Below are 23475 nucleotides of genomic sequence, written 5' to 3' on the forward strand. Positions count from 1 at the left end.
CCGCGTCGATCGGAAAGTTTGGATGGGAATATCGGGTTCGGTGAACAACCCGCACGTCGCTTCCGCCTATACTTCGGAATAACCCACAACGATCCGCCCATCTTCTCATTTTCCGGGGTATCGACCCATGGCCACGAATCTTTCCGGCCGGCTACTGATCGCTTCACCATATTTAAGCGACGGAAATTTCCTGAGGTCGGTCGTCTTTGTGATCCGCCATGATGTCGAAGGCGCCTTTGGTTTGACGATCAACCGCCCGACCGAACGACGCTTCCGAGACTTGGTGGAACTGTCCCCCGCGGAGGGCAATCCCCGCTGCGACGACGAGATTTACCGCGGCGGACCAGTCGAAGGACCGCTGCTGGCACTGCACGATCTGGCGGGCGTCGGCGAACCGTGCGGCCCCTACGATGCCGCCGGAAAACCGCTCAGCCCCGGGCAAACCTACAGCGAAGCGTCCAAGTTCACCCTGCACGAATTCCCTGCTGAACCGTGGGGATCGATGTCGATCGAACTGGGCAACCCACCGGCCTGGATCACCGGCGATGACGACCATCTGCGGATTCTGCTGCGACGGCCCGACGCCAGAGTCCGGTACGTGGCTCATTACAGCGGTTGGGGCCCCGGCCAACTGGACGAAGAACTGCGAGTGGGCGGATGGCTAGCAGGCGATGCGGATCCCGATATCATTTTCGGAGACCCTGATCTGTGTTGGGAAAAAGCGGTCCGACAGTGCGGACACGATATCCTGACGGAAATCGCACCCGGTGTACGCTTCGGTGACCCTGACCTGAACTGAACTGAACTGATCGACGTCAAAGTGACCTCGATCGCGACACTGTTTTTTCTCGTCCTCCGCCCCTGGCGATCGCACCCTGACCGTTTAGGAATTTGATTCGATGCGACGCTTTGCCATTGGCGATGTGCATGGATGCTCCAAAGCACTACGAACGCTGATCGAGACCATTGCCCCCACCCCAGAAGACGAACTGGTGTTCCTGGGCGATTACGTTGACCGCGGCCCCGATAGCCGCGACGTCGTCGATCAGGTGATCGCGCTTCAGAATCGCTGCCGAGTGGTGACGCTGCGTGGCAACCACGAAATCATGCTGCAGGGCGTGGCACGGGGCGGCCTTAGCGACACGGTTTGGCTGGCCAACGGCGGACAAGCCACGGTCAGCAGTTACGGGGGAAGCCTGGACAAACTGCCAGCGAACCACCACGAATTTTTCATGGATTTGCTTCCCTACTACGAGACCGCAAAACACATCTTTGTCCACGCTGGCTACCTGCCGAACCTAAGCATGCCAGCGCAAGAAGAAATGACGCTCTACTGGAACCACCTGCCCACGCCGGTGCCCCCGCCCCATCAAAGTGGCAAACGTGTGATCGTCGGGCACACCCCGCAGCCTGACAATCGGATCCTGGATGCAGGGCACTTGGTTTGCATCGACACCTACTGCTTTGGCGGTGGTTGCTTGACGGCGATGGATGTTGAAACCGGCGACATGATCCAAACGAATCGTCACGGTCACGTGCAACGACCGCCGATTTTATCGGCCGCACTTACCGCCAAGAAGATCGGCAAATCGATTACGAAGTTTTGTCGGCAACGCTTTGGAAACAAAACGCAGGACCTCAGCGCTCGCGAAGACAGACACCACCTGTTCGCCGACCGGTTCCCATCTAGCTAGCGCCGCGGAACACTCGCGGTGGTCACCGTTTCTTTCGGCGCTGATTGATCAGAGCATGGACGACATCGCTGCGGCGGACAACACCTAGCAATTCGTGCGGGGCCGCTCTTGTGACGACCGGGATGCAATCATCGGTTTCGGCTTGAAATAGTTCGAAGGCACGCGTCGCAGGTTCATCCGGATGCAGAACCGCGTCCGTCGCGCTGACCAAGTCTTCGGCGCAAACCAAGGTCGCGGCGCTATGGTCAAACATCACATCGCTTAGCAGCGGATAGCGAATCACGCCAACCACGCCTAAACAGTCGTCGACCACCGGATAGGTGCTGTCGTGGCTGTTTTCAATATGGTCGACCACGTCATCAAATTTGGCGGACTGATGGATCCCACTGGTCTTCCGGACCAAATCACTTACCCGCACCAAGTTATTGGCGGGTGATGCCACTTCGGTACCATCCACATTGGATCGAAAGCGATCGATCAAACTGCGGGCCTGATCCCAGGGACTGCGAGGTCTGTGGTGAATCGCTTGCGCCAGCGGGACTTCGCCGGTGACCAACAACGATTTACGGATGAAGAGTGGCCCGATGATTTCAAACAGCACCACCGACCCTAGGATGATGTCCTGGACCGGCTTTCCCAATTCAGGGTTCCGCTGGACCGCGATCGCAGAAAGTGCAATCGCGGCACCAGCCTGTGCCAACAAACAGGAACCCAACCAGTGGCGAACCTCGATCGGCTGTTTCGTCACGCGAGCGGCGATATAAACGCCAAGCACCTTCCCCGCGATCCGGAACGCGATGTAGACCACACCCAGGATACCGGCAGCAACGAATTGGTTGATATCCAGTCCCGTGCCGTGAACGGCGAAAAACAAGACGGCCAACAATCCAGACAAGTGATCCAGTTCGTCGGTAATCTTGGACTTGTAGTCCGACGTGTTGGCGACCGTGACCCCCATGATGAAGAACGTCAGCATGTAGGGATAATGCAACGATTCGTTCAGCCCCAACATGAACGTGGACGCGGCAACCAATAGCACCAACCATCGCTTGGCATTCAGCAGCCCACAACCGTAGCTGACCACCAAACCACCAAGCACGCCCAACGCGATTGACCCGGTCAAACTTGCCAGCACCCTGCCCACTTGGCTTAGCATCGATGTTTCGAAGTTGCCTTGGAGTTGCTGGATCGCCAAAAACCCGAACTCGAACATCAAGATGCAGGCAAAATTATTGATCGCGACCAAGAAACCCGTGCTCTCGGTCACTGGCCCTTCGGATCGAAACTCTTTCAGCACCAATATCGTGGTCGCCGGCGCGGTCGCGACCGCCAAGCATCCCAACAGCAGCGACATGCTTGGCGAACACCCAAACATCAACAGCCCGATCATGACCAGGCTGAACGTTGCCAAGATTTCGCCCGCAGACAGCACCAAGCAACGCTTCGCGACCCTGCGAAACTTGGTGAATGTGAACTCGCACCCCAAGTTGAACAGCACGATCGCCATCGCCAGCATCAACAATGGCTCGAGCGTCTCTAAGTGCTCGCCCGGTACCCAGTCCAATAAACTGGGGCCGACCAACAACCCGACCAACAGATACGCGGTCACTTTGGGCAGGTGCAACAGATCTGCAAAAACGCCGGCAGCCAGACAAACGCCAAGCAACAGCCCTAGCGTTCCGGTGATGTGAAGATGGAAATCGGCCATGCGGTTTCAATGCAGCCTTGGCGGAGGATGATAAGTTTGTTGAGAAAACTGTCCGCCGATTGCTATGCGACGCACCATGAATTGGCAGCACCATGGCCAAACACACGATCACGGCCGCTTGAATAGAACCTATGTCACGATTCTAAGCAGCGCTGATTCTTTGCAATGCTGGCTGGCGATATCAGCGATCTTCAGCCGATTGACCGCGTCAACGCAGCAAACCCATGTCGGTTTGTATCGATCGGGACAATGAATCGGCGCCGAACCGCAGCACCACCGAACGCAGATCCCGGTTATTCGAGTGCTGCCGAAGATGGGGATGTTTCCGCCTAGAAACCCAAGTCGATCGACCGCATGACGGCACCCTGGCGTCCCACAACTGGGGCGTCCATCTTGGCAACCGGCCAATCACACTCGCGTTACGACAAGATCTCTCGAACCACGCGAGCCTGTTTTACACCCGTTAGCTTTTGGTTCAGCCCCTTGAACGGGTAGCTGATCTTTTGATGGTCAAATCCCATCAAGTGCATCAGCGTGGCGTGCAGGTCACGCACCTGAACGGGGTCCGTTGCCGGGGTGTACCCGACCGCATCGGTTTCGCCATAGGTCATCCCCGCTTGAACGCCCGCGCCGGCCATCCAAATGGTGAACGCATCGGGGCTGTGGTCACGCCCCATGAAGGCCATTTCCTTGCCGCCGCGATTTTCTCGCATCGGGGTCCGGCCAAACTCGCCTCCCCAAACCACCAAAGTATCTTCCATCAGCCCACGATCCTTCAGATCCTTCAGCAGTGCGGCGATCGGCTGATCGGTGCTCTTGCACTTACTGACCAATCCGTGGTGCAACGCTTCGCTCTTGTTGGATCCGTGCGTATCCCATCCCCAATCGAACAGCTGAACAAACCGGACGCCATTTTCGACCAACCGCCGGGCCAACAAGCAATTGTTCGCGAACGACTCTTTCTCTGGATCGGCCCCGTAGGCTGCAAGCGTTTCTGCAGATTCCTTTTTCAGGTCCATGACCTCCGGCGCCGCCGTCTGCATGCGATAGGCCATCTCGTACTGCGCGATCCGCGTCAGCGTTTCGGGATCGCCAAATTTTTCATGCGAATGGCGATTCAGTTCATCCAGCGCGTCCAACACACGGCGACGGTCATCGCGACTAACACCTTCGGGGTTGGAGACATTCAAAACCGGATCGCCTTGGGATCGGCACTGAACGCCTTGATAAACCGAGGGCAAAAATCCTGCACTCCAAAGCGCCTTGCCGACACGCGGCAACCGCCCGCCGGACAACAACACGATGAACCCAGGAAGATCGGAGTTTTCAGACCCCAATCCCCAGGTCACCCAAGATCCGATGGACGGCGAACCCATCTGCGATGTGCCGGTGTGAACGATCAACTGGGCCGGACCATGATTGAACTGGTCCGTTTGCATTGTCTTGATGAAACACAAATCATCGACATGCTGAGCCAAGTGTGGCATCCGATCCGAAACCCAGGCGCCGGATTCCCCGTACTGTTTGAACGGAAATTGAGGGCCCAGCATCTTCGGCGTTCCGTTGATGAACGCGAACCGTTTGCCCTCTAAGAAAGACTGCGGACAATCCTTCCCGTCCAACGCTTTCAAGTCGGGTTTGTAGTCGAACATTTCCAACTGACTTGGCGCGCCGACCATGTGCAGAAAGATCACTCGTTTGACCTTTGCGGGCAGCGGCGGCAGCACAGGGCTAAGCGGGTTCTGCGGATCGTGGCCCGGTGTGAACGCAGCCGACGCTGTGGGTGCATTCTGAGTCGCCATCCACAATCCACCCAAACCGGTGGTGCAATCACGCAAAAAGTGACGACGAGTCCGGTCTTGGATCGTTTGCCGATACAGCTGCTGGTCTAAGGTTTCTCGTTTCTTCATCACTATTTGCTCATGATCTCGTCGAGGTTCAACAATACGGTCGCCACGTCATTCATCGCCGCGTCTGGCTTTGCTCCGGACTGAATCGACCGTCGATACAAGCCCCGCAACGAATCCATCTCGCGGTCGTCCGCCGGACGCGATGCGGTTGCCAAGAAACCGAATCGAATCTGATCATCTAGATCGTCGCCGTTGGATTCCATCCGTCGCGCAAGCGCCGCGGCACATTCAACGAATGTGGCATCGTTCAATGTCATCAACGCCTGCAACGGCGTATTGGACCGTAACCGTCGTGGGTTACAGAATTCACGTGATGGCGCGTCAAACGTCGCCATCATCGGGTACGGAATGCTGCGTTTGGTGTAGGTGTAGATCGTTCGGCGATAGCGATTGGCGTCACCCACCTTGGCCGTGTTCCAACGGTCGCCACTGGAAAACGGTTTCCAAACACCATCGGGGATGGGTGGATAAACAGGCGGCCCGCCAAAGGTGTCCGCCAACAATCCCGATGCGGCCAAGGCTTGATCACGAACCATTTCTGCAGGCATACGGAACCGGGGCCCACGCGCCAACAAGCGATTGATCGGATCGCCAGCCTGTAGTTCTTCGCGGATCATGGACGATTGTCGGTAGGTATGCGATAGCACGATCGACCGAACCAGCGTCTTGATGCGAAAGCCCTGCGGACCGGCAAACTGTAGGGCCAGATGGTCCAACAGTTCAGGGTGCGAGGGACGTTCGCCGCTGGATCCAAAATCCTCTTCCGTCGCGACCAATCCGGTCCCGAAGATTCGGGCCCAAACTCGGTTGACCGTCACGCGAGCGGTCAGCGGGTTTTCGGGGGACACCAACCACTTTGCTAACGTCATCCGGTCGGCCTGTTCGTCACCGGACAAAGTGCCCAACGATGCGGGTATGCCGGGCTGGACCTGTTCCCCCTTGGTCAAAAACAGACCGCGAATGAACACGTGAGTCGGCCGCTTCAACGATGCTGGTCGCTCCGCCATCACCGGGGTACGGCTGGACGGAATCTTACGCCGCTGGTCGGTCCACTCTTTTAGCTGTTGTCGATCACGGACCAACGCTTGCGTGTCAAGCTGCTTGCCGAAGATCGGCCTACTGGATGCTTCGAAGAATCCCCGTCGGGTGACCAGGGGAAAGGCACCCAACATCTGGGCCCGGTTGTCCAAGGTGATCATCAATCGCGACCCTTGGGGCACCGAAATGGGTTCCTTCAAGATAAATGCCGCGGTTCGGGCATAATGGATGCGGCTATAAGCGGCAAATCCGTCGCTGTTTTTTGCGTTCAGACTCTGCTGGGGATCCTTCATCGGATGCGGTTCATCGCCGATCACTCGCGAAAACTCGACAGGTGTTTCCGTGCTATCGGGCGCGACCAACTTGACGTCCAGATAGGAAAGCATGAACCCCCATTCTGAATCCGCTTTCGCCGACTCGGGATCACGCGGCAAGAAGGTCATCCGCAGTGCCGAAATCGTTTGTTGATCCTTGGGCACCGCTGCATCGATCATGATTTTGGTGCCGGCGGACAAGGTGTCGATGGTAGCGAATTCGGTGTGCCCGGCTCGCTGCTCGACGCGGACTCGGGTTTGGCCAGTCGATTCAGCGGTGAAATCATCGATGGACCACCAACCTGGCTGATCGCCATTGATCAAGTCATACTCTCGCTGCCAGATCGATTCCTGCATGCGAAGGATGTCCAGATCCAATGCACTGGCACGTTCTTCGTCGGCCGGATCCAAGGGAACGCTGACCAACGGATACTCTTCGTTCAGGTCACTATCCATCGAGTTGTTGAAGAAGGCCGCAAACTTGTAGTACTCTTCATGATTGATGGGGTCATAGGGATGACTGTGACACTGAACACATTCGAACGTGATTCCCTGCCAGGTTTGCCAGACGGTACTGACGCGATCCATCACCGCGGCGATACGAAATTCCTCGTCGTCGGTTCCGCCTTCTTCATTCGTTTGGGTCAAGCGACTAGCCGCCGTCGCGACTCGGTCATTGATCGTCGGTTCGGGAATCAGGTCACCGGCGATTTGCTTGATCGTGAAATCGTCGAAACGCATGTCGTCGTTCAGCGACTTGATCACCCAATCGCGGTACTTCCAAATTTCGCGTCGTCCATCCAATCCCAAACCACGCGAATCGGCATAACGAATTTGGTCCAGCCAAACTGACGCCCATCGGTGGCCGAAGCCTGGGTCACGCAGCAATTCATCCACTTTGGATTCGTAAGCTGCCGCCCCGTCGCTGGTGATTGCGGCAATGAATTCATCGTGCTGCGCAGGCGTTGGGGGAATGCCGGTCAGATCCAAAGTGACGCGTCGCAACCACTGGGCAGCCGGCGCATCGGGTGCCGGTTCGATGCCTTCTTTTTCCAGCCGGGCCAACACATACGCGTCGATCGGGGTCAAACACCAATCCGGATTTTCGACGCTGGGCGGATCCGATTTTCGCGGACCTTCATAGGACCAAGGTTGTTCCCAGACAGCTCCCTCGGCGATCCAGTCCCGAAACAGTTTGACCTGCTGCTTCGTCAACGGATGCCCATGTTCCGGTGGCGGCATGACCTCGTATTCGTCGGTCGAAGTGATTCGATCGATGAAGGTTGATTCGTCGGGCTCCCCCGGTTCGATCACCGACAAAGCGGCATCGCGATGGATGAACGAAATATCGGCAGCCTGTTTTACGCCGCCATGGCACGCCACACAGTGTTCGTTCAGCAGCGGTCGGATATCGTCGGCAAAATCCACGCCAAATGCGGATGGCGTGGAAGCAACCAGAACGGCTGCCAGAATCATAGAAAAGCGAAAAATCATCGGCCTGTGTTCGTTGGCGATACGGAGGAATGATTGAATGGAAGTATAGCCGCGTCAGTGCCATTTGGCCTCCCTAATGCCGCAAACGCCGCCATTTACCGCACGGGACACACCGATTCACTCGGACTTGTTCTGCGAAAGCGGTTGGGGGACCAAACCAAAGACATTGATGTCCGAAAAGAAAGCCTCGCCCCCGCGTGCGACCAACTGCAGAACCTCGGCGGCCGATTCAACGTTATTGACCGACCCAATCATCTGACCTTCGAACAGTGCGAACCATCGACTTCCATGTTGCTGAATCTGGACTTCCCGCCAATCCGGATCGATCAATTCACCTTCGACACCCTGCGCAGCGGGGACGACGGGCCGATCGATTTCAACAGTCTTCAATGGCGACCACTTTCCATCACTGCCTTCGCGGCGACCTAATTCGACGGTATCGGCCGTCACTCGCACCGCCCATCGTTGGCCCTCGTCGACGGAATCCTGTGCAAAGGCGAATTGGACTTCGACCTCCTTGGCCGACTGCAGGTCGACTCGCACACGAAGCCCGCGACCGATCGCGTCCTGCCTGACATCGTCCGGAAGCGCTGGAATGGAATGAGAAATCAATCCGACGCCGGCCAAAACGCGTGACCCTTCGCGGTCAGATTGGACCCGCCACACGGATCGGTGGTTCGTCCATCCGCTTAAGCTCTGGCCGTCAAATAGCGGTTCGGCCCAGACCGATTCAAGCGTCGGTGGCAGCGTGACCGCTCGGGACGCAACGAACTTGGGATATCCCCACGCCCACATCCCAAGCACGATCGCAAGCACCGCGGCCGTCCACACCATCCAGCGGCGTTCACCCGATCCAACCTTTGACCCCAACGCCGAATCCGCTTTCGAAGGATCCGAATCGATTTCCGTTTCCCCCAGCGCCGGAACTGAAACCGCCCCCAGATCGCCCAATCGCCGAATGACGGTCGCATAGTCCCCCATCCGCTGCAGTGGATCGGGGTGCATCATTTGTTCCAGCAGCACGCGCTGGTCCGCCGAAACGGATGCCGGCAATCGGTCCCATCGCGGCGGGACGCCCGTGATCTTTGCCGCAATCAGAGCGGGAACCTTCTGAGGATCGTAGGGTGGAACCCCTGACAGCATCGCAAACAGCGTCGCCCCCAACGCGTAGATATCCGCACGATGGTCCACCGGATCACCGGTAAGCTGTTCCGGGGCGCTATACATCGGCGTCCCCAACGCTGCCCCGGTCATGGTCAACTGATCGTCGTCGACATCGCTGACGTTTGTCAATCGAGCCAGTCCGAAGTCGGCAATTTTGACCAACGGAACGCCAATCGGCAGATCAAAACCAGCCGGGGCATCGGTCAACATTAAGTTGGCCGGCTTGATGTCGCGATGGATGATGTTGTGCGACGCGGCGTGCGAAAGTCCCATCGCGGTCTGGCGAGCGATCGATAGGGCGTGCGACGGCGGCAGCGGCCCCAGATCAATGCGAGCTCGCAAGTCTTTTCCGCGGACCAATTCCATCACCAAAAACACGCGGCCGCGGTGAGTCCCCGAATCAAAAGCGGCGACGATGTTGGGGTGCTGCAACCGACCGATCGCAGCAACCTCTTTTTGAAAACGCGGCAACACATTGGTTTGCATCAACCGGCTTTGCAAGATCGCTTTGACGGCAACGTCACGGTGCAACCGAGGTTGATGTGCCTGATAGACGACGCCCAAGGCACCTTGGCCCAACACGTCGCGCAGCGTGTAACCGGGCGCTAGGTCATCCGGATACAAAAACGCTTCGGTGATCTCGACACCCGTCGGCGACATCCAGCCGGATTCAATGGCCGACTGCCCGATCAGGCTGTCGTCATCATCGCCCCGTTGTCGCAACTGTTCCGCCCCCTCGGGGCTGATCAGCTGGCGATCAATCGCGGTTTGAAGAAACCGATCCACATCCCAACGAAAGTCGGCCGATCGGTCTGGTCCTGAAGAATCAATCACGGAACGCGTCCGAGTCTGCGTCGCTAGGCATGCGCCAATCCCCTCGAGGCGAAAGACTGACAGAGCCGACCTTCGGCCCATCGGGAACGCAATTTCGTTTGAACTGGTTAAAGAAAAACCGCTTGAAGAATCCGTCTAAGGTTTCAGCAATCGTTTCCGGTGCATACTGCTGATCGAATTTTGCGTGCGACGCCAAATACAGAATCTTCTGCTGATCAAAACCGTTGCGGACGAAATGATACAAAAAGAAATCCAACAGTTCGTACGATCCCACCGTGGCTTCGGTCGCTTGCCGCAGCGTGCCGTCGGCGCGAGGAGGCAATAGTTCCGGTGAAATGGGAGTGTCGGCAATCCGATGCAACACCTGCCGCAGCGGCCCGTCAAAGAAATGCTCTGCCGCGTATCGAACCAGGAAACAGACCAACGTTTTGGGAACCGAAGTATTGACGTTGTACATCGACATATGATCGGCATTGTAGGTCGACCACCCCAGCGCCTGCTCGCTCATGTCGCCCGTGCCCAGCACAAATCCACGGCTCATCAACAGCATGGTCCGAATTCGAGCCTGGACGTTTTCGAACGTCAAATCTTTCGCATCATCGCCGACATTGTTCAGACGAACCTGCAAGCCATCCACTGTGGTTTCACCATCGATCACGATCCCCAACGGTGAATGCCCCAGCGAAAGGAACGTGTCCAGGCACAGCCGACGAATATCGATGGTTTCCAGCTGGACATCAGTCAGTTCGATCAATTGGTCGGCGCTGGTCCGCGTGTGATCGGTGGTACCGAACCCGGGCATCGTCATGCCAACGATATCGGATCGTGATTTGCCAACGGCATCACAGGCACGGATGGCCACCAACAACGCCAAGGTGCTATCCAAACCGCCCGATACACCAATCGACAATTTCGTATCGCTGCCCAAACGGGACAGTCGCTTGACCAAGCCCGCCGTCTGAATCGAAAAGATCTCGGCGCAACGTGAATCCAGTTCGCCGCTTTCGTCCGGTACGAAGGGGTGCGCATCCAATGGTCGCAGCAGGTTGGTTCGTGGCAGTGGGCCCCAATCCGGATCCACCTCTGGAAACTCCGCTGCAACCACTCGGTACTGAAGGTGTCGATCGCTGCGTGCATCGTCAAAGGAACCGATGACACGACGGTCATGCGATAGCCGCTGCAGATCCACGTCACAGGTGATCGACGATGCTTCGAAATGGAAGGGTTCGACACCGTCGCCGACGCGCCGTGATTCCCCTAGGATGCCACCGTTTTCGGCAACCAAGCAGTGGCCGCCGAACACCAAATCGGATGTTGATTCGCCGGGCCCCGACGATGCATAGACATAGGCGGCGATGCAACGCCCGGACTGGCTTCGCACCAAGTCCCGTCGCCAAGCAGCCTTTCCGATGGTTTCGTTGCTGGCCGATAGATTCACTAGCACGTTGGCCCCGGCAATGGCCGCATGGCTGCTAGGCGGAATGGGCGTCCAAAAATCTTCGCAGATCTCGACCGCGATTCTAGCGTCGCCGTGCTGCACCAACAGGTCGGTACCGAACGGGACCGATTCGCCAAAGATTTCGATCGTGGGGGGATCCGTTTCGTCCGATCCACGAAAATGCCGGCCTTCGTAAAATTCGCGATAGGTGGGCAAGTAAGACTTTGGAATCACCGCTTCGATCGAACCGTTCGCGACGACCACTGCAACATTCATCAGCGAGGTGCCGACGGATAGCGGCATCCCGACGATGACCACTTTCCGGTGCAGACTGCTGTGCGCTGCGATCTCCGCTAGTCCGTCCAAAGCAGCATCCAGCAACGCATCGGTAGCAAACAGGTCCCCGCAGGTGTATCCGGTCAGGCCCAGTTCTGGCAGCACCACCAGGTCGGCATCGACGGAATCGATCATCTGCATCGATGCCGCAGCGTTGGCTGCGGGATTGGCAACCGACATCGCGGGCGCCGCCGCTGTGACGCGATAGAAACCGTGGTTCTGCATAGTCATTTTGTAAATTGCTGCGTTGGCGCGAATCGGCCAGTCGGCGAGCGCCGTCTGAGGCGGTGGGAGGCCCTGATTAGCCCCATCTGCGTCGTTGATTCGTTTGTCGGTAGATAAGATGAAATCGAGTGCGACCAGCAGATCAGTTCAACCGTTGCGAAAGTATAACGGAATCACCGTTTTGCCGGACCCAGCCAAGTGGCTTTTCGGCCTCCGGTGCTAGGCACACGCATTGGCGGAACCGTTCGTTCGGTCTTTCCCGTCCATCCGCCTATCCGGTCGTTGGGGCGATCGAATTCGGCGGTAGGTTACCGTGCCCGCCCTGGTGACGAAACGAACGCCGAAATTCGGTGGGCGTCATCCCCAACCATCGGCGAAACGTTCGCGTCAGATGGGCTTGGTCAAAGAATCCGGTATCCAAAGCGACCTCGCTGATCGGCGCATCGGTGTCCGACAACATGCACCCGGCATGGTGGACACGCACCCGCTGCAAGTATTCAGACGGCGGAACTTGAAAATTGGTTCGAAAACGACGATTCAATTGACTGACCGACAAACCGACGGCGGAGGCGATTTCGGCGACCGTCAATGATCCCCTGAACCGCTTGGCAATCAATTCGGTGGCCTGCGCGATCGGATCTTGCATGTCGATGGGCGCCGAGGTTTTGGCGGCTGAATGCATCACGCCGGCGATTCCGATCACGTCGCCCCCCCCCGAACGCAGTGGGATTTTCGTGCTGATGAACGTTTTCAGTTTGCCGTTCTCCGATGGCACCAGCCAAATTTGTTCGGGAAGTTCGCAGCCAGAATCCATCACCCGCCGGTCTTCTTCCTGGTATTGGCGGGCCCAAAACAGCGGATGCAGTTCGCGATCCGTCTTGCCCACCACGTCGGCGATGGAATTGGCACCACGCATGCGCAGCCACGGCTTGTTGCCAGCGACGAACTGACCGTCCCGATTCTTGATGTACACATAGACATCAGGAACGAAGTCGAACAGACGCAGAATGGACGCGACATCGTCGAGTGAATCGAAGAATGGATCCAGGATCGACGTCGTCGAAGCGGAAGTGGAAATCAAGTCGGCCATGCGCGATTTGTACAAACAAATGCGCGATCATTGCAATCCGGCTCCGGACGGTTCAGCTACGATACAGCAGTCCAATGGTGACAAATCCTCCATCGATTGCTGGCCCACCTCCTATGCTGAATTTGACCTCGCGCGGCTCGTCTCACACCTGCAACGGCACCAAACGCCGCGATTTCCTGCAAATTGGCGCCCTCGGGGCAATCGGGTTGGGTTTGCCCGAATTTCTTGCAGCGGCCGAACGGGGTGTCGTCGATCCGTCCAAGGATAAACGATCATGCATCATGATTTTCAACCTGGGTGCCCCCAGCCAGTTGGACACCTTCGACATGAAACCGGAGGCGCCGGCGGAGGTTCGCGGCCCCTTCAAACCGATTTCGACTCGAGGCGACTTTCAGGTGTCCGAGATCCTGCCGCTGCATGCCGAAGTCGCTGACAAGTTTTCGATCGTTCGATCCTGCTACCACACCGCGGCAGCCGTCCACGATGCTGGGTGGCAGATGTTGCAAACCGGTCGCCAGTTCACCGGCGGTGTGAACTACCCGCACGCCGGCGCGGTTCTGCAATACATGCGTGGGCGTCGCAGCGACCTGCCCGCCCATGTGGTGCTTCCCGAAACGATGGGCCGCGGTGGTGGAAACCTGCCCAATGGCCAGGCCGGCGGATTCCTGGGCAAAGCCTACGACCCGTTCGCGCTGATGGCCGACCCGTCCCAAGCAAACTTCAAAGTTCCCGACCTATTGCCGCCCCAGTCGTTGGGCGACGTCCGCATCGACCGCCGCCGCCGAATGCGGGCCGCGATCGAAAGCCGGATGGCCGAATTGGAAGCCTCCGAATCGGCCAAGATGTTGGACAAAAACTTCGAAGCTGCCTACCGACTGATGAACAGCCCACAGGCCCGCGAAGCCTTCGACCTGACCAAGGAACCAACATCCGTCCGCGAACGATATGGCATGAACCGATTTGGTCAGTGCTGTTTACTTTCGCGTCGCCTGATCGAATCGGGAGTCCGTTTCGTCACGATCAATACGTTCTTGACCGTATTCAACGAAATCACCTGGGACACGCACGGCAGCAAGCCATTCACAACACTCGAAGGCATGAAGAACATCGTCGCACCGATGTACGACCAAGCCTATTCAGCGCTGATCGCCGACCTGGACCAACGGGGTTTGTTGGCAGACACGTTGGTGTGCGGTCTTGCCGAATTTGGCCGTACGCCCAAAGTGAATCCGGCGGGCGGGCGAGACCACTGGCCACAGTGTTTCAGTTGCACCTTTGCCGGGGGCGGTGTCCAGGGTGGACGCGCGATCGGTGCCAGCGACCCCATCGGTGCCGTTCCGGCTGATCGACCGACCAACCCAGGCGAGATCATCGCGACGATCTTCAAGAGTCTGGGACTGGACCTGCACGCCGAAATGCCCGGACCGGGTGGACGACCTTTTCCGTTAGTGGATTTTGGCGTCCGCGAGATCAAAGAACTGTTCGCCTAACGCCTGATCGCAAAGCTTCTCTGCAAAGTGCATCTGCAGACAAGCACGCCGACAGCAACTCCGCGGGCTTTCCTTCCCTCCCCTCCCGCCAAGCTCGGCACCTAGCCCACCGATCCCCCCCATCAAACGTCCTGAACTGCCACGCGGTTCGCTTGCCGCAAACGACCGTCGCGGTCCCACGTCAAAATCAACGATAAATATGATGATGCGATATTTTCTTTCCTTGCTGTTCGCTGCGGTCACGATGTTGGCTGGTGCCGAAGAAGCCGGCCACGGTGTCTTTCGCAACGAAGTTCAAAGCGTGCTGACCAAGCATGGCTGCAATATGGGTGCCTGCCATGGTGCGTTGGCCGGAAAAGGCGGTTTTCGATTGTCGCTGAAAGGCTACGATTCCCAAGCCGACTTTGCCGCGATCGCGCGTCAGGCTCGCGGGCGAAGGATCGAAATGGCCGATCCCGGACGTTCCCTGGTCCTGGCCAAACCGACCGGTGCACTGCCACACAAGGGCGGCATTCGGCTAGAGGCCGGATCCGACGACTACAACGTCATTGCCCAGTGGATCGCCAGCGGTGCTGCTGCGCCGGTCGACGACGACCCGCGACTGCAACACATCGAAGTGACGCCGCCAACCGCTCTTTTGAGCCCCGGTGATTCGTCCACGATCACTGTCCAGGGGCACTACAGCGACGGCAGCACCCGCGACGTGACGCGTTGGTCGCAGTTCACGGCCACCGACGAAGCGATCGCCACCGTGGACGGGACCGGTCATGTCGAGGTGCGTGGCAGTGGCGAGGGTGCGGTGTTGGTTTGGTTCGGCAGCAAAGTAGCGTTGGCGAGGATGACCGTCCCCTATCCGCACCAAATCCCAACCGACGTCTATCGTGACGCACCACGAGCGAACTTTATCGACGACCTCAACTTGGCTCAACTTGAAACGCTGCGTCTGCGTCCATCCCCGCCCTGCGACGACGATGAATTTTTGCGTCGTGCAACGATCGACACCATCGGCCGGCTGCCGACCGAAGACGAACACCAAGCTTTCGATGCCGATGACGCCCAAGTTCGTCGTGCACGGTTGGTCGAACGACTGTTGGCAGGCGAAGACTACGTTGACTATTGGGCTTACAAATGGTCCGACGTGCTGGTCATCAACGGCACCCGTCTGCGTCCGATCGCGGTCAAGACGTATTACCAATGGATCCACAACGCGGTTCGTCAAAACCAACCCTGGGATGAAACCGTTCGCGAAATTTTGACGGCCAAGGGAAAGAGCGACGAGAACGGGGCGACAAACTTTTACGCACTGAACCAGACCCCCGAAGACATGACCGAAAGCGCTTGCCAAGCTTTTCTGGGACTTTCGATTGGCTGCGCCAAATGCCACAACCATCCGCTGGAAAAATGGACCAACGACCAGTACTACGCCATGGCCAATCTGTTCGCGCGAGTGCGGGCCAAGGGTTGGGGCGGCGACGGACGCAACGGCGACGGACTGCGAACCGTTTACGTTTCGGCCAGTGGTGATCTGATCCAACCGAATTCAGGCAAACCCCAACCACCGGCCCCCTTGGATTCCGAACCGCTGGACATCGACGATCCGAGCGATCGCCGCGGCGTTGTAGCGGAATGGCTGACCGATCCCCAAAACCCGTACTTTGCACGATCGATCACCAATCGCATCTGGGCCAACTTCTTTGGACGCGGTTTGGTGGAACAAGTCGACGATTTGCGTGCCAGCAATCCGGCATCCAACGAACCCCTACTGGCTGCGGCGGCGCAACATGTGGTTGAATCGGAGTTCGATTTAAAACAGCTGATGCGTACGATCCTGAACAGCCAGACGTACCAACGCAGTAGTTTGCCGTTGCCCGAAAACAGCACCGAAAGCAAATACCATAGTCGCTACTACCCGCGGCGAATGATGGCCGAGGTGATGCTGGATTCGATCGACCAGGTGCTGATGACGTCGACAACGTTCGACAAACTTGCCTTCCCGGGGGCCGACACGCAAAACACCGATTTCTATCCACCGGGAACGCGTGCGATTGAACTGTATGACTCGTCCGTCGATTCGTATTTCCTGCAAACTTTCGGACGCAACCCACGAGAAATCACCTGTGAATGCGAACGCAGCAGCGAACCCAGCATGGTGCAGGTGCTGCACATGTCCAACGGCGGCACGCTGAACGGGAAACTTGAAAACGACAACAACGTCATCAGTCAACGAATCAACGCCGGCGATGACGACCAGTCGATCGTCCGAACCTTGTTCACTCGCGCATTGGTACGACAACCGACGGACGCCGAATTGGAAACCTTGATGGCGATCCGCCGGGAATACGGCGACGACCGTGTGACCGCGCTTCGTGACGTCGCCTGGAGCATCATCACCAGCACCGAATTCACATTCAATCACTGACGTCACCGACGCCGCTGATTCCTGCCTCTGCAACCATCGATCATGAAACGTTCTACCGTTTCGCCCATTCGAAAGCCCACCATGCGTTTCCTATCCTATTTGGCCTTTGCGATTCTGCCGATGACGTCCGTCCGGGCCGCGGACAGCGTTGACTATGTCCGCGACGTGCTGCCCATTTTCGAAACGTACTGCATCGGCTGCCACGCCGATTCCGACGCCGAAGGGAACTTGGCAATGGATTCGCATGCTGCGTTGATCAACGGCGGCGAACATGGACTGGCGATCACGGCGGGAGCGCCCACCAGCAGTCGATTGTTCTTGATGATGACTGGAAAGATGGATCCCGCCATGCCGCCCGAAGGCGAGCAGCGGCCCAGCGAGGACGAATTGGCTGTGATCGCTAGCTGGATCGAACAGGGGGCCATCGGTCCCGACGGCGACATACCGATCAAACGCAAACTGCGGACACCGAAGATCGAAACGGGCCCGAACGTGGCGCTGCCGATCACGGCGATCGCAGGTTCGCCCGACGGAACGCTTCGCGCTGTCGCCCGATTCGGACAAATCGAAATGCAGGACACCGACGGGAAGGTTCTGCGAGTCATCCGAGGTGATTTTGGCAAAGTCAATTCCGTCCGGTTCGACCGCGCCGGATCGCGTCTGTTGATCGCATCCGGGGTGGCCGGTTCCTATGGCGAGGCAGCCCTGTTTTCAGTCGATTCGGGCGACCTGCTATCAACGATGATCGGTCACCGCGATGTACTTTATGCTGCGGAGTTTTCTCCGGACGAAACACAGATCGTCACCGCCGGCTATGACCGTGACATTTTGTTGTGGAACATCGAATCGGGCGAAGCAGTGCGTCAATTCACCGGACACAACGGTGCCGTGTTTGACTTGGCATTTTCGCCCGACGGCAAGATCCTGGTCAGTGGCTGTGCTGACGAAACCGTCAAGGTATGGAATGTCGAAACGGGACAGCGGCTCGATACGCTGAACCAACCCGAAGGCGAAGTTTTCGCCGTCGACGTGACTGCCGATGGAAAATTCATCTTGGCGGTCAGCAGCGATAACCGTCTGCGGGTATGGAGCCTGCGTTCGGTCGACAAGCCTCGCATCAACCCGATTGTCGCGACTCGCTTTGTCGACGAATCGCCGCTAGAAATGATGGCGGCCACGCCAGATGGCCGTGCCGTCGTCGTGATCAGCGAGGCGGGCAACATCAAAGTGATCCGAACTTCCGACTGGAACCAAGCAGCCATCCTAGATCCCGTCCGAGGCAGCGCAAGTGACCTATCGATCAGCGATGACGGCAAGACGGTTTGGGTATCGCTGATGAACGGATCGATGGCTCGCCGAACGCTGCCCAAGATCGGCGACGCCGCCGCGGTTGCCACCGATCCGATATCCCCCATCTATTTAGACCTGGGGACAGCGGGCAATGCGACGGAAACGCCCGAAACCGAAACGCTGGATGCGGTCACCGATGTCCCACGCGGCGTGGTGGCAACAGGCAAAATCAGTCCCCCGGGCGATTCGGACTATTTCCGATTCGATGCCAGGCAGGGGGAGGTTTGGGCGATCGAAGTTAGCCCTGCCAATAGCGGCACCGCAGCGTCGCGGATCGATCCGATCGCGGCCGTGCTGGACAGCGATGGCCAACCGGTGCTGCGAACCCGGTTGCAGGCCGTTCGCGATTCGTACTTCACCTTTCGAGGCAAGGATAGTTCGCAGACCTCTGATTTTCGGCTCTTCAATTGGGAAGAAATGCACCTGAACGAATTCCTATACGCGGCCGGCGAAGTGACTCGATTGGCGATGTATCCGCGTGGCCCAGATTCGGGATTCAACGTGTACCCGAATGAAGGACAACGCTGGACCTACTTTGGCACGTCTCACACCACCCATGCCTTGGGCGAACCCGCGTTCATCGTTCGCCCGCTGGCATCCGGCGAGGAACCGGCCGCCAACGGACTGCCCGTCTTTGACGTTTACTACGAAAATGATGACGATCCGACTCGGATGTCTGGATCGTCTAGTCGGATCCTGTTCACCGCGCCATCGGATGGTGCCTATACCGTCCGAGTCGGTGATACCCGGGGGGAAGGCGGAGACGAATACGGCTATGTGATGAAACTTCGTGCCGCGGCGCCATCGTTCACCGCGTCGGTTTCCGCGATCAGCAAGCCGCTGCGGCGTGGGACCGGCCGTGAAGCAACGCTCCGCGTCGATCGCTTGGATGGATTTGACGGCGCTGTCACGTTCGACGTGACGGGCCTTCCCGACGACGTGGTCACCAATTTCCCGGTCACGATCCAGCCTGGCCAACGTTCGGCCCAAGCGGTGGTGTGGGTCGGCGAATCAGCGAAGGGATGGGAGGGCGAGATGACGCCACCATTGGTCGCTCGCGGAACCGCCGCGGGCCGCCAAATCGAGAGACAGGCCGGGTCACTGGGGAAATTGCAGATCCAAGACCGCCCCAGCGTGATCGCGTCGATTCGGCCAAGTGATTCGAAATCCTCTGGTTCCGGTGCCCCAGGCGACCGGGCGGCGGGGACGCCCACGGTGGACGCGGCAGAGCAAAATTGGACGCTGAGGGTGGGGCGAGGCGAGACGGTTTCGGCGACCGTGGTGCTGGACCGGGCGGAAGGATTCAAGAACGAAGTCAGCTTTGGCAAGGAAAATGCGGGCCGAAACGCCGCTCACGGCGTCTACGTCGACAATATCGGGCTCAACGGGCTGCTGGCGTTGGAAGGCATGACAGAGCGAGAATTCTTCATCACGGCCGACCCTGTGGCTGAGCTGGGACCACGGACGTTTTTCCTGACTGCGGCGGCCGATGGCGGCGTCACCACCCACCCGATCACGGTGGAAGTCACCGAATAGAAGCAAACCCCTTGAGAAAGTTCGGTTTGTTCGCTATTCTCCGCGATTCCAAACCACACACTATAGATTCATTCGATACAGGACGCCTCGAAATGGCACACAAAAAGGGACAGGGCTCGAGCCGTAACGGTCGCGATTCCAACGCACAACGTCGCGGAGTCAAGAAGTTCGGTGGCGAAGCCGTTGTCGCTGGAAACATCCTGATTCGTCAGGTTGGCACCAAGTGGCACCCAGGCCGCGGTGTGGGCCAAGGCAAGGACTACACCCTGTTCGCACTGGTTGACGGCAAGGTGATGTTCGATCGCAAGGGTCGCCGAATCAACGTCGTCACCGAAGAAGTCGTTGCGGCTAGCTAAGCCAGTTGACCAGCAGACCCTGCTGGTGCAAACAACTATCTATCGAAAACGCCTCGTGATTTCACGAGGCGTTTTTGCTGCGCCTACGCCGCCGTTTGCCTAGCGAACCTCTTGGGAACTCGGGGCCGTGGCGATACTGACTTCGACATCGCTGGCCTGATCCGCCCCGATCGCGTTGTCGACCAAGATCGATTTGCCAAACTCGTCGGATTCGTCCAACTCGGCTCTGGCCAACAGCTTGACGCCGGTCTTGCTAGGGCTGGCTTGCGGCTTGGGCATCCGAACCGCCAAAGCCTCGATCGCCACACCAGCGGCATCCGACGTCGATCCGAGGGCCGCAGCGATGGAACCACCGATTGCCGCGGGCTGCACAACATCGCCGATCACAGCATCGCCGATTACCGGTGAATCGACAAACGCGGCCACGTGGCCAACCCATTCGTCCAACAAACAGTCCGGCGACGACCGAACCCAGGCTGCCAAAGAATCGACGAGCCCGGATTTCAGCAGATTCGAATCGGCCAACCCCGATCCGATCGATTCCACTTGGGCCACCGGAGCGTCCGCTGCATCCAGATCGACCACTTCGACGTCATTCGATCCGTTTTCGATTGCGTCCCACATGATCGCATCAGCCATCAAGTCGCTGGGGCTTCGGACGCAGAACGGGCGAGACGAATAGGCGAATGACGTCCACACCTTTTGATCGCGAGGGGCCAAATCGTAAGCCATGTAGGGCTCGTCCTGGATCGTGGCGATCAACCCGGATCCACCCACCAACGGATTGATTGGCGAGACCTGGATCGACGGGGCCGCAGCGGCAATGCTAGTCGGATCAGGAGACCGCTTCGCCAACGTCGACGTCGACGTCGACGTCGACGTCGATTCCGACTCCGTCTCCTGCGGCTGCGACACAGCCACCTTGGCATCGACCACACTGGCATCGATGGGTTCTTCCAATGCGACCTTCGAAATGGCTACCGCAATTGCCTTCTCGTAGGAACGTTGCTCGGATTCCGCGTGCGCCACCAAACCTGAATACAGCGACTGCAGCTGGTCGATGCTGGCTAGCGAGCTTTGCCAATAGGGGCCGACCAACGCAAACGGCTCGGCAAACTGCTGCACGCGGACACCCGTCGCCGCGACCACGGTGGATGCTAGAGCCGACGTCGAAAACCCGGACTGGGCCTGGACGTTTCGTGCTGCTGCATGCTGGTCTGCCTGAACCATCTTGGCGGGCCGCGGTGCCACTTCACCCAACAACACGGTGCCAGCCGAATCATTCGCCGACGACCCGCCGGCCGCCCCCGCGATCTGATCAGGAACCAATCGCCACTGGATGGGGCCGGAATCATGCGTCCCCCAACCACCTGCAAAGGCCGGCACCTGTACCGGTGAATTCAACGCCTGCTGGGGTCTGACCGTCTGGGCCTGTTCCACCCATCCACACAATTCCTCGTCCTGCTGCAGCGGCTCTGTCGTGCGAGCCAGCGATGCAGATTCCACCAGCCGCTTGGCAGTTGCGGGCGAGTTGACTAGGGGCGACGTTGGCGCTTCGATCTCGACAGCAATCGGGACGAAGTCGCTTCCGCAGTCAAACTGACCGGCATGCGTTGGGGCGGCGAAAACAGTAGTGCCAGCAATGATCGTGGCGAGGGCAGCGCGACGAAGACGACGACAAATTTGAGGAAACATGGTCGGGTAACTCCTGATTATTCCAACGCATATCTTCCATGAAATGCGGTGATAGCCGAGCTCGATCGTGAGCGTTGCGAGACGGCATTGATTGGTGAAGGCGGGAATCCTCCGCGAACCAAACAGCGACGGTCAGACCCATTCCTTTGGGCAACTGTTTCGATTGCGGGGACACTTTGCGTATCGGCGAGTTTGACGGCCGCGTCCGCAATACCACCTTGGAAAACCTTGACGATCACCAGGAATGGTTGGGGTTATGTCGACTGCGAAAGTAATTCGATCCCCCCACAAACGCCTCGTGTTCGCACACCAACGATTCGCACGCCCCCAACCCTATTGGCGGCGGTTACTCGAAACGGATTTGGCCCGCATCGTCATCCGTTTCGTCGTCGTCCGAATCGTCGTCGTCACGACGTTGGCCGCCCATCACATCACTGTTCCCACCTTCGTGTGGAACGCTGATGTCTTCGTCCAACCACCGCCCTAGGTCGATCAGCTGGCAGCGTTCGCTACAGAATGGCGGCGTCGGAGACTCGTCGATCATGAACCGACGTCCGCAGGTACTGCAGGAAACGGATCCCGGATGACGGGCAGATCGAGCAGCCAGGTTGCGATCGTTGGATTGCATGGACATCACAGAGTCTGAATGGATGGTGGTTGGAGGTTGGCAGGTCACTATAACGAATTGCCCCCAAAAGGCTCGCAGCCCACAACGGAACCGAACCAAGAGTCACCGCTGGCTACCTCACTCGCCGCGTAGCGACCCCAGATTGGTGATCCCAGTTCGGTGATCCCAGATCGGCGACCGGGCGCCAGCCGTGCCACGCATTGTTCGAAAACTTTTCGTCAGTGAACACCCGACACACCAAGAATCAGCGCCCCGGTACGAATCACACTGCTGCGGAAATTTCGTTCACCGCCATGTTGATCGCGACGACGATCTGCGGTTGATCACAGGGCGGCAACGCCACGCAGTCAGATCGGCCCCGTTCGCCAAATCACTGACGGAACCTTGAAGTGCTGGGATGCGTCTAGGAAAGGAAGACTCACCAGCGACGAAGCCGGACAGCAACGTTCCCACGGAAACCTGCTGACCCCACGCCCATACAAAACGACAGATCGGTTTCAAAATAAGACAGCAAAGACTGGGGCATTTTGGGACTGCGAGTACCGGTGCCCCGCCGTCGAAGGACGGATTTGGGCACAAAACGTGCAAATGGCGACTAGAACGCCCCTAAAACGGTTTTAACGCTAGTCCGGGCATGCTATTTGCAACAGATGTTGTGACAGACCGAAACACGCTGCCACCCGAATATGCCAAGGCGATTTTCACCCCCTGCAAAGAGGGAAATCGCCTGAAACACGGGTCAGCACTGTTTTCGGT

General features: G+C 58.1%; 14 protein-coding genes. 6 read left to right on the forward strand and 8 right to left on the reverse strand.

Annotated features, from left to right (window positions below; genetic code table 11):
* Positions 1 to 127 precede the first annotated feature (127 nt).
* Both K227x_RS19300 and K227x_RS19305 read left to right on the forward strand, forming a co-directional pair.
* A complete protein-coding gene (locus tag K227x_RS19300) occupies positions 128 to 799 on the forward strand; it encodes a YqgE/AlgH family protein (protein ID WP_145172067.1) in 672 nt (223 codons plus the stop codon).
* Positions 800 to 899: 100 nt separating this feature from the next.
* A complete protein-coding gene (locus K227x_RS19305; RefSeq protein ID WP_145172069.1) occupies positions 900 to 1694 on the forward strand; it encodes a metallophosphoesterase family protein in 795 nt (264 codons plus the stop codon).
* Between the two features lie 22 nt (positions 1695 to 1716).
* Here the strand turns inward: K227x_RS19305 and K227x_RS19310 are convergent, their stop codons facing one another.
* From K227x_RS19310 to K227x_RS19335, 6 genes are all read right to left on the reverse strand, one after another.
* Positions 1717 to 3402 carry a cation:proton antiporter domain-containing protein gene (locus tag K227x_RS19310; RefSeq protein WP_145172071.1) on the reverse strand — a complete coding sequence of 562 codons (1686 nt, stop codon included), beginning with the start codon at positions 3400 to 3402 and terminating at the stop codon, positions 1717 to 1719.
* A gap of 419 nt (positions 3403 to 3821) precedes the next feature.
* Positions 3822 to 5312, reverse strand: a complete 1491-nt coding sequence (locus K227x_RS19315) for a DUF1501 domain-containing protein (RefSeq protein WP_145172073.1) — start codon at positions 5310 to 5312, stop codon at positions 3822 to 3824.
* Between the two features lie 2 nt (positions 5313 to 5314).
* The gene (locus K227x_RS19320; RefSeq protein ID WP_246145932.1) at positions 5315 to 8140 is read right to left on the reverse strand and encodes a PSD1 and planctomycete cytochrome C domain-containing protein; all 2826 of its coding nucleotides are present in this window, start codon (positions 8138 to 8140) and stop codon (positions 5315 to 5317) included.
* A gap of 135 nt (positions 8141 to 8275) precedes the next feature.
* On the reverse strand, positions 8276 to 10156 hold the full coding sequence (locus K227x_RS19325; protein WP_218933382.1) for a serine/threonine-protein kinase: 1881 nt from the start codon (positions 10154 to 10156) through the stop codon (positions 8276 to 8278).
* A complete protein-coding gene (locus K227x_RS19330; RefSeq protein WP_145172079.1) occupies positions 10149 to 12161 on the reverse strand; it encodes an NAD(+) synthase in 2013 nt (670 codons plus the stop codon). The genes K227x_RS19325 and K227x_RS19330 overlap by 8 nt, the downstream gene beginning before the upstream one ends.
* Positions 12162 to 12426: 265 nt before the next feature.
* Positions 12427 to 13245: a helix-turn-helix domain-containing protein gene (locus K227x_RS19335; RefSeq protein ID WP_145172081.1), complete on the reverse strand. Its 819-nt coding sequence runs from the start codon at positions 13243 to 13245 to the stop codon at positions 12427 to 12429.
* A 113-nt stretch (positions 13246 to 13358) separates the two neighbouring features.
* Here K227x_RS19335 and K227x_RS19340 point away from each other — a divergent pair, with 113 nt between their 5' ends.
* From K227x_RS19340 to rpmA, 4 genes are all read left to right on the forward strand, one after another.
* The gene (locus tag K227x_RS19340) at positions 13359 to 14735 is read left to right on the forward strand and encodes a DUF1501 domain-containing protein (protein ID WP_145172083.1); all 1377 of its coding nucleotides are present in this window, start codon (positions 13359 to 13361) and stop codon (positions 14733 to 14735) included.
* 244 nt (positions 14736 to 14979) lie between these two features.
* Positions 14980 to 17154: a DUF1549 domain-containing protein gene (locus K227x_RS19345; protein ID WP_391540455.1), complete on the forward strand. Its 2175-nt coding sequence runs from the start codon at positions 14980 to 14982 to the stop codon at positions 17152 to 17154.
* 81 nt (positions 17155 to 17235) lie between these two features.
* Positions 17236 to 20040, forward strand: coding sequence for a c-type cytochrome domain-containing protein (locus K227x_RS19350; RefSeq protein ID WP_246145933.1), 2805 nt, complete (start codon positions 17236 to 17238; stop codon positions 20038 to 20040).
* 92 nt (positions 20041 to 20132) lie between these two features.
* The gene (rpmA, locus tag K227x_RS19355) at positions 20133 to 20396 is read left to right on the forward strand and encodes a 50S ribosomal protein L27 (protein WP_145172087.1); all 264 of its coding nucleotides are present in this window, start codon (positions 20133 to 20135) and stop codon (positions 20394 to 20396) included.
* A gap of 99 nt (positions 20397 to 20495) precedes the next feature.
* Here the strand turns inward: rpmA and K227x_RS19360 are convergent, their stop codons facing one another.
* A complete protein-coding gene (locus K227x_RS19360; RefSeq protein ID WP_145172088.1) occupies positions 20496 to 22091 on the reverse strand; it encodes a hypothetical protein in 1596 nt (531 codons plus the stop codon).
* A 346-nt stretch (positions 22092 to 22437) separates the two neighbouring features.
* Positions 22438 to 22719, reverse strand: a complete 282-nt coding sequence (gene yacG, locus K227x_RS19365) for a DNA gyrase inhibitor YacG (protein ID WP_145178133.1) — start codon at positions 22717 to 22719, stop codon at positions 22438 to 22440.
* Between the last annotated feature and the right edge of the window lie 756 nt (positions 22720 to 23475).

This window comes from Rubripirellula lacrimiformis (assembly GCF_007741535.1).
Classification (GTDB): Bacteria; Planctomycetota; Planctomycetia; order Pirellulales; family Pirellulaceae; genus Rubripirellula; species Rubripirellula lacrimiformis.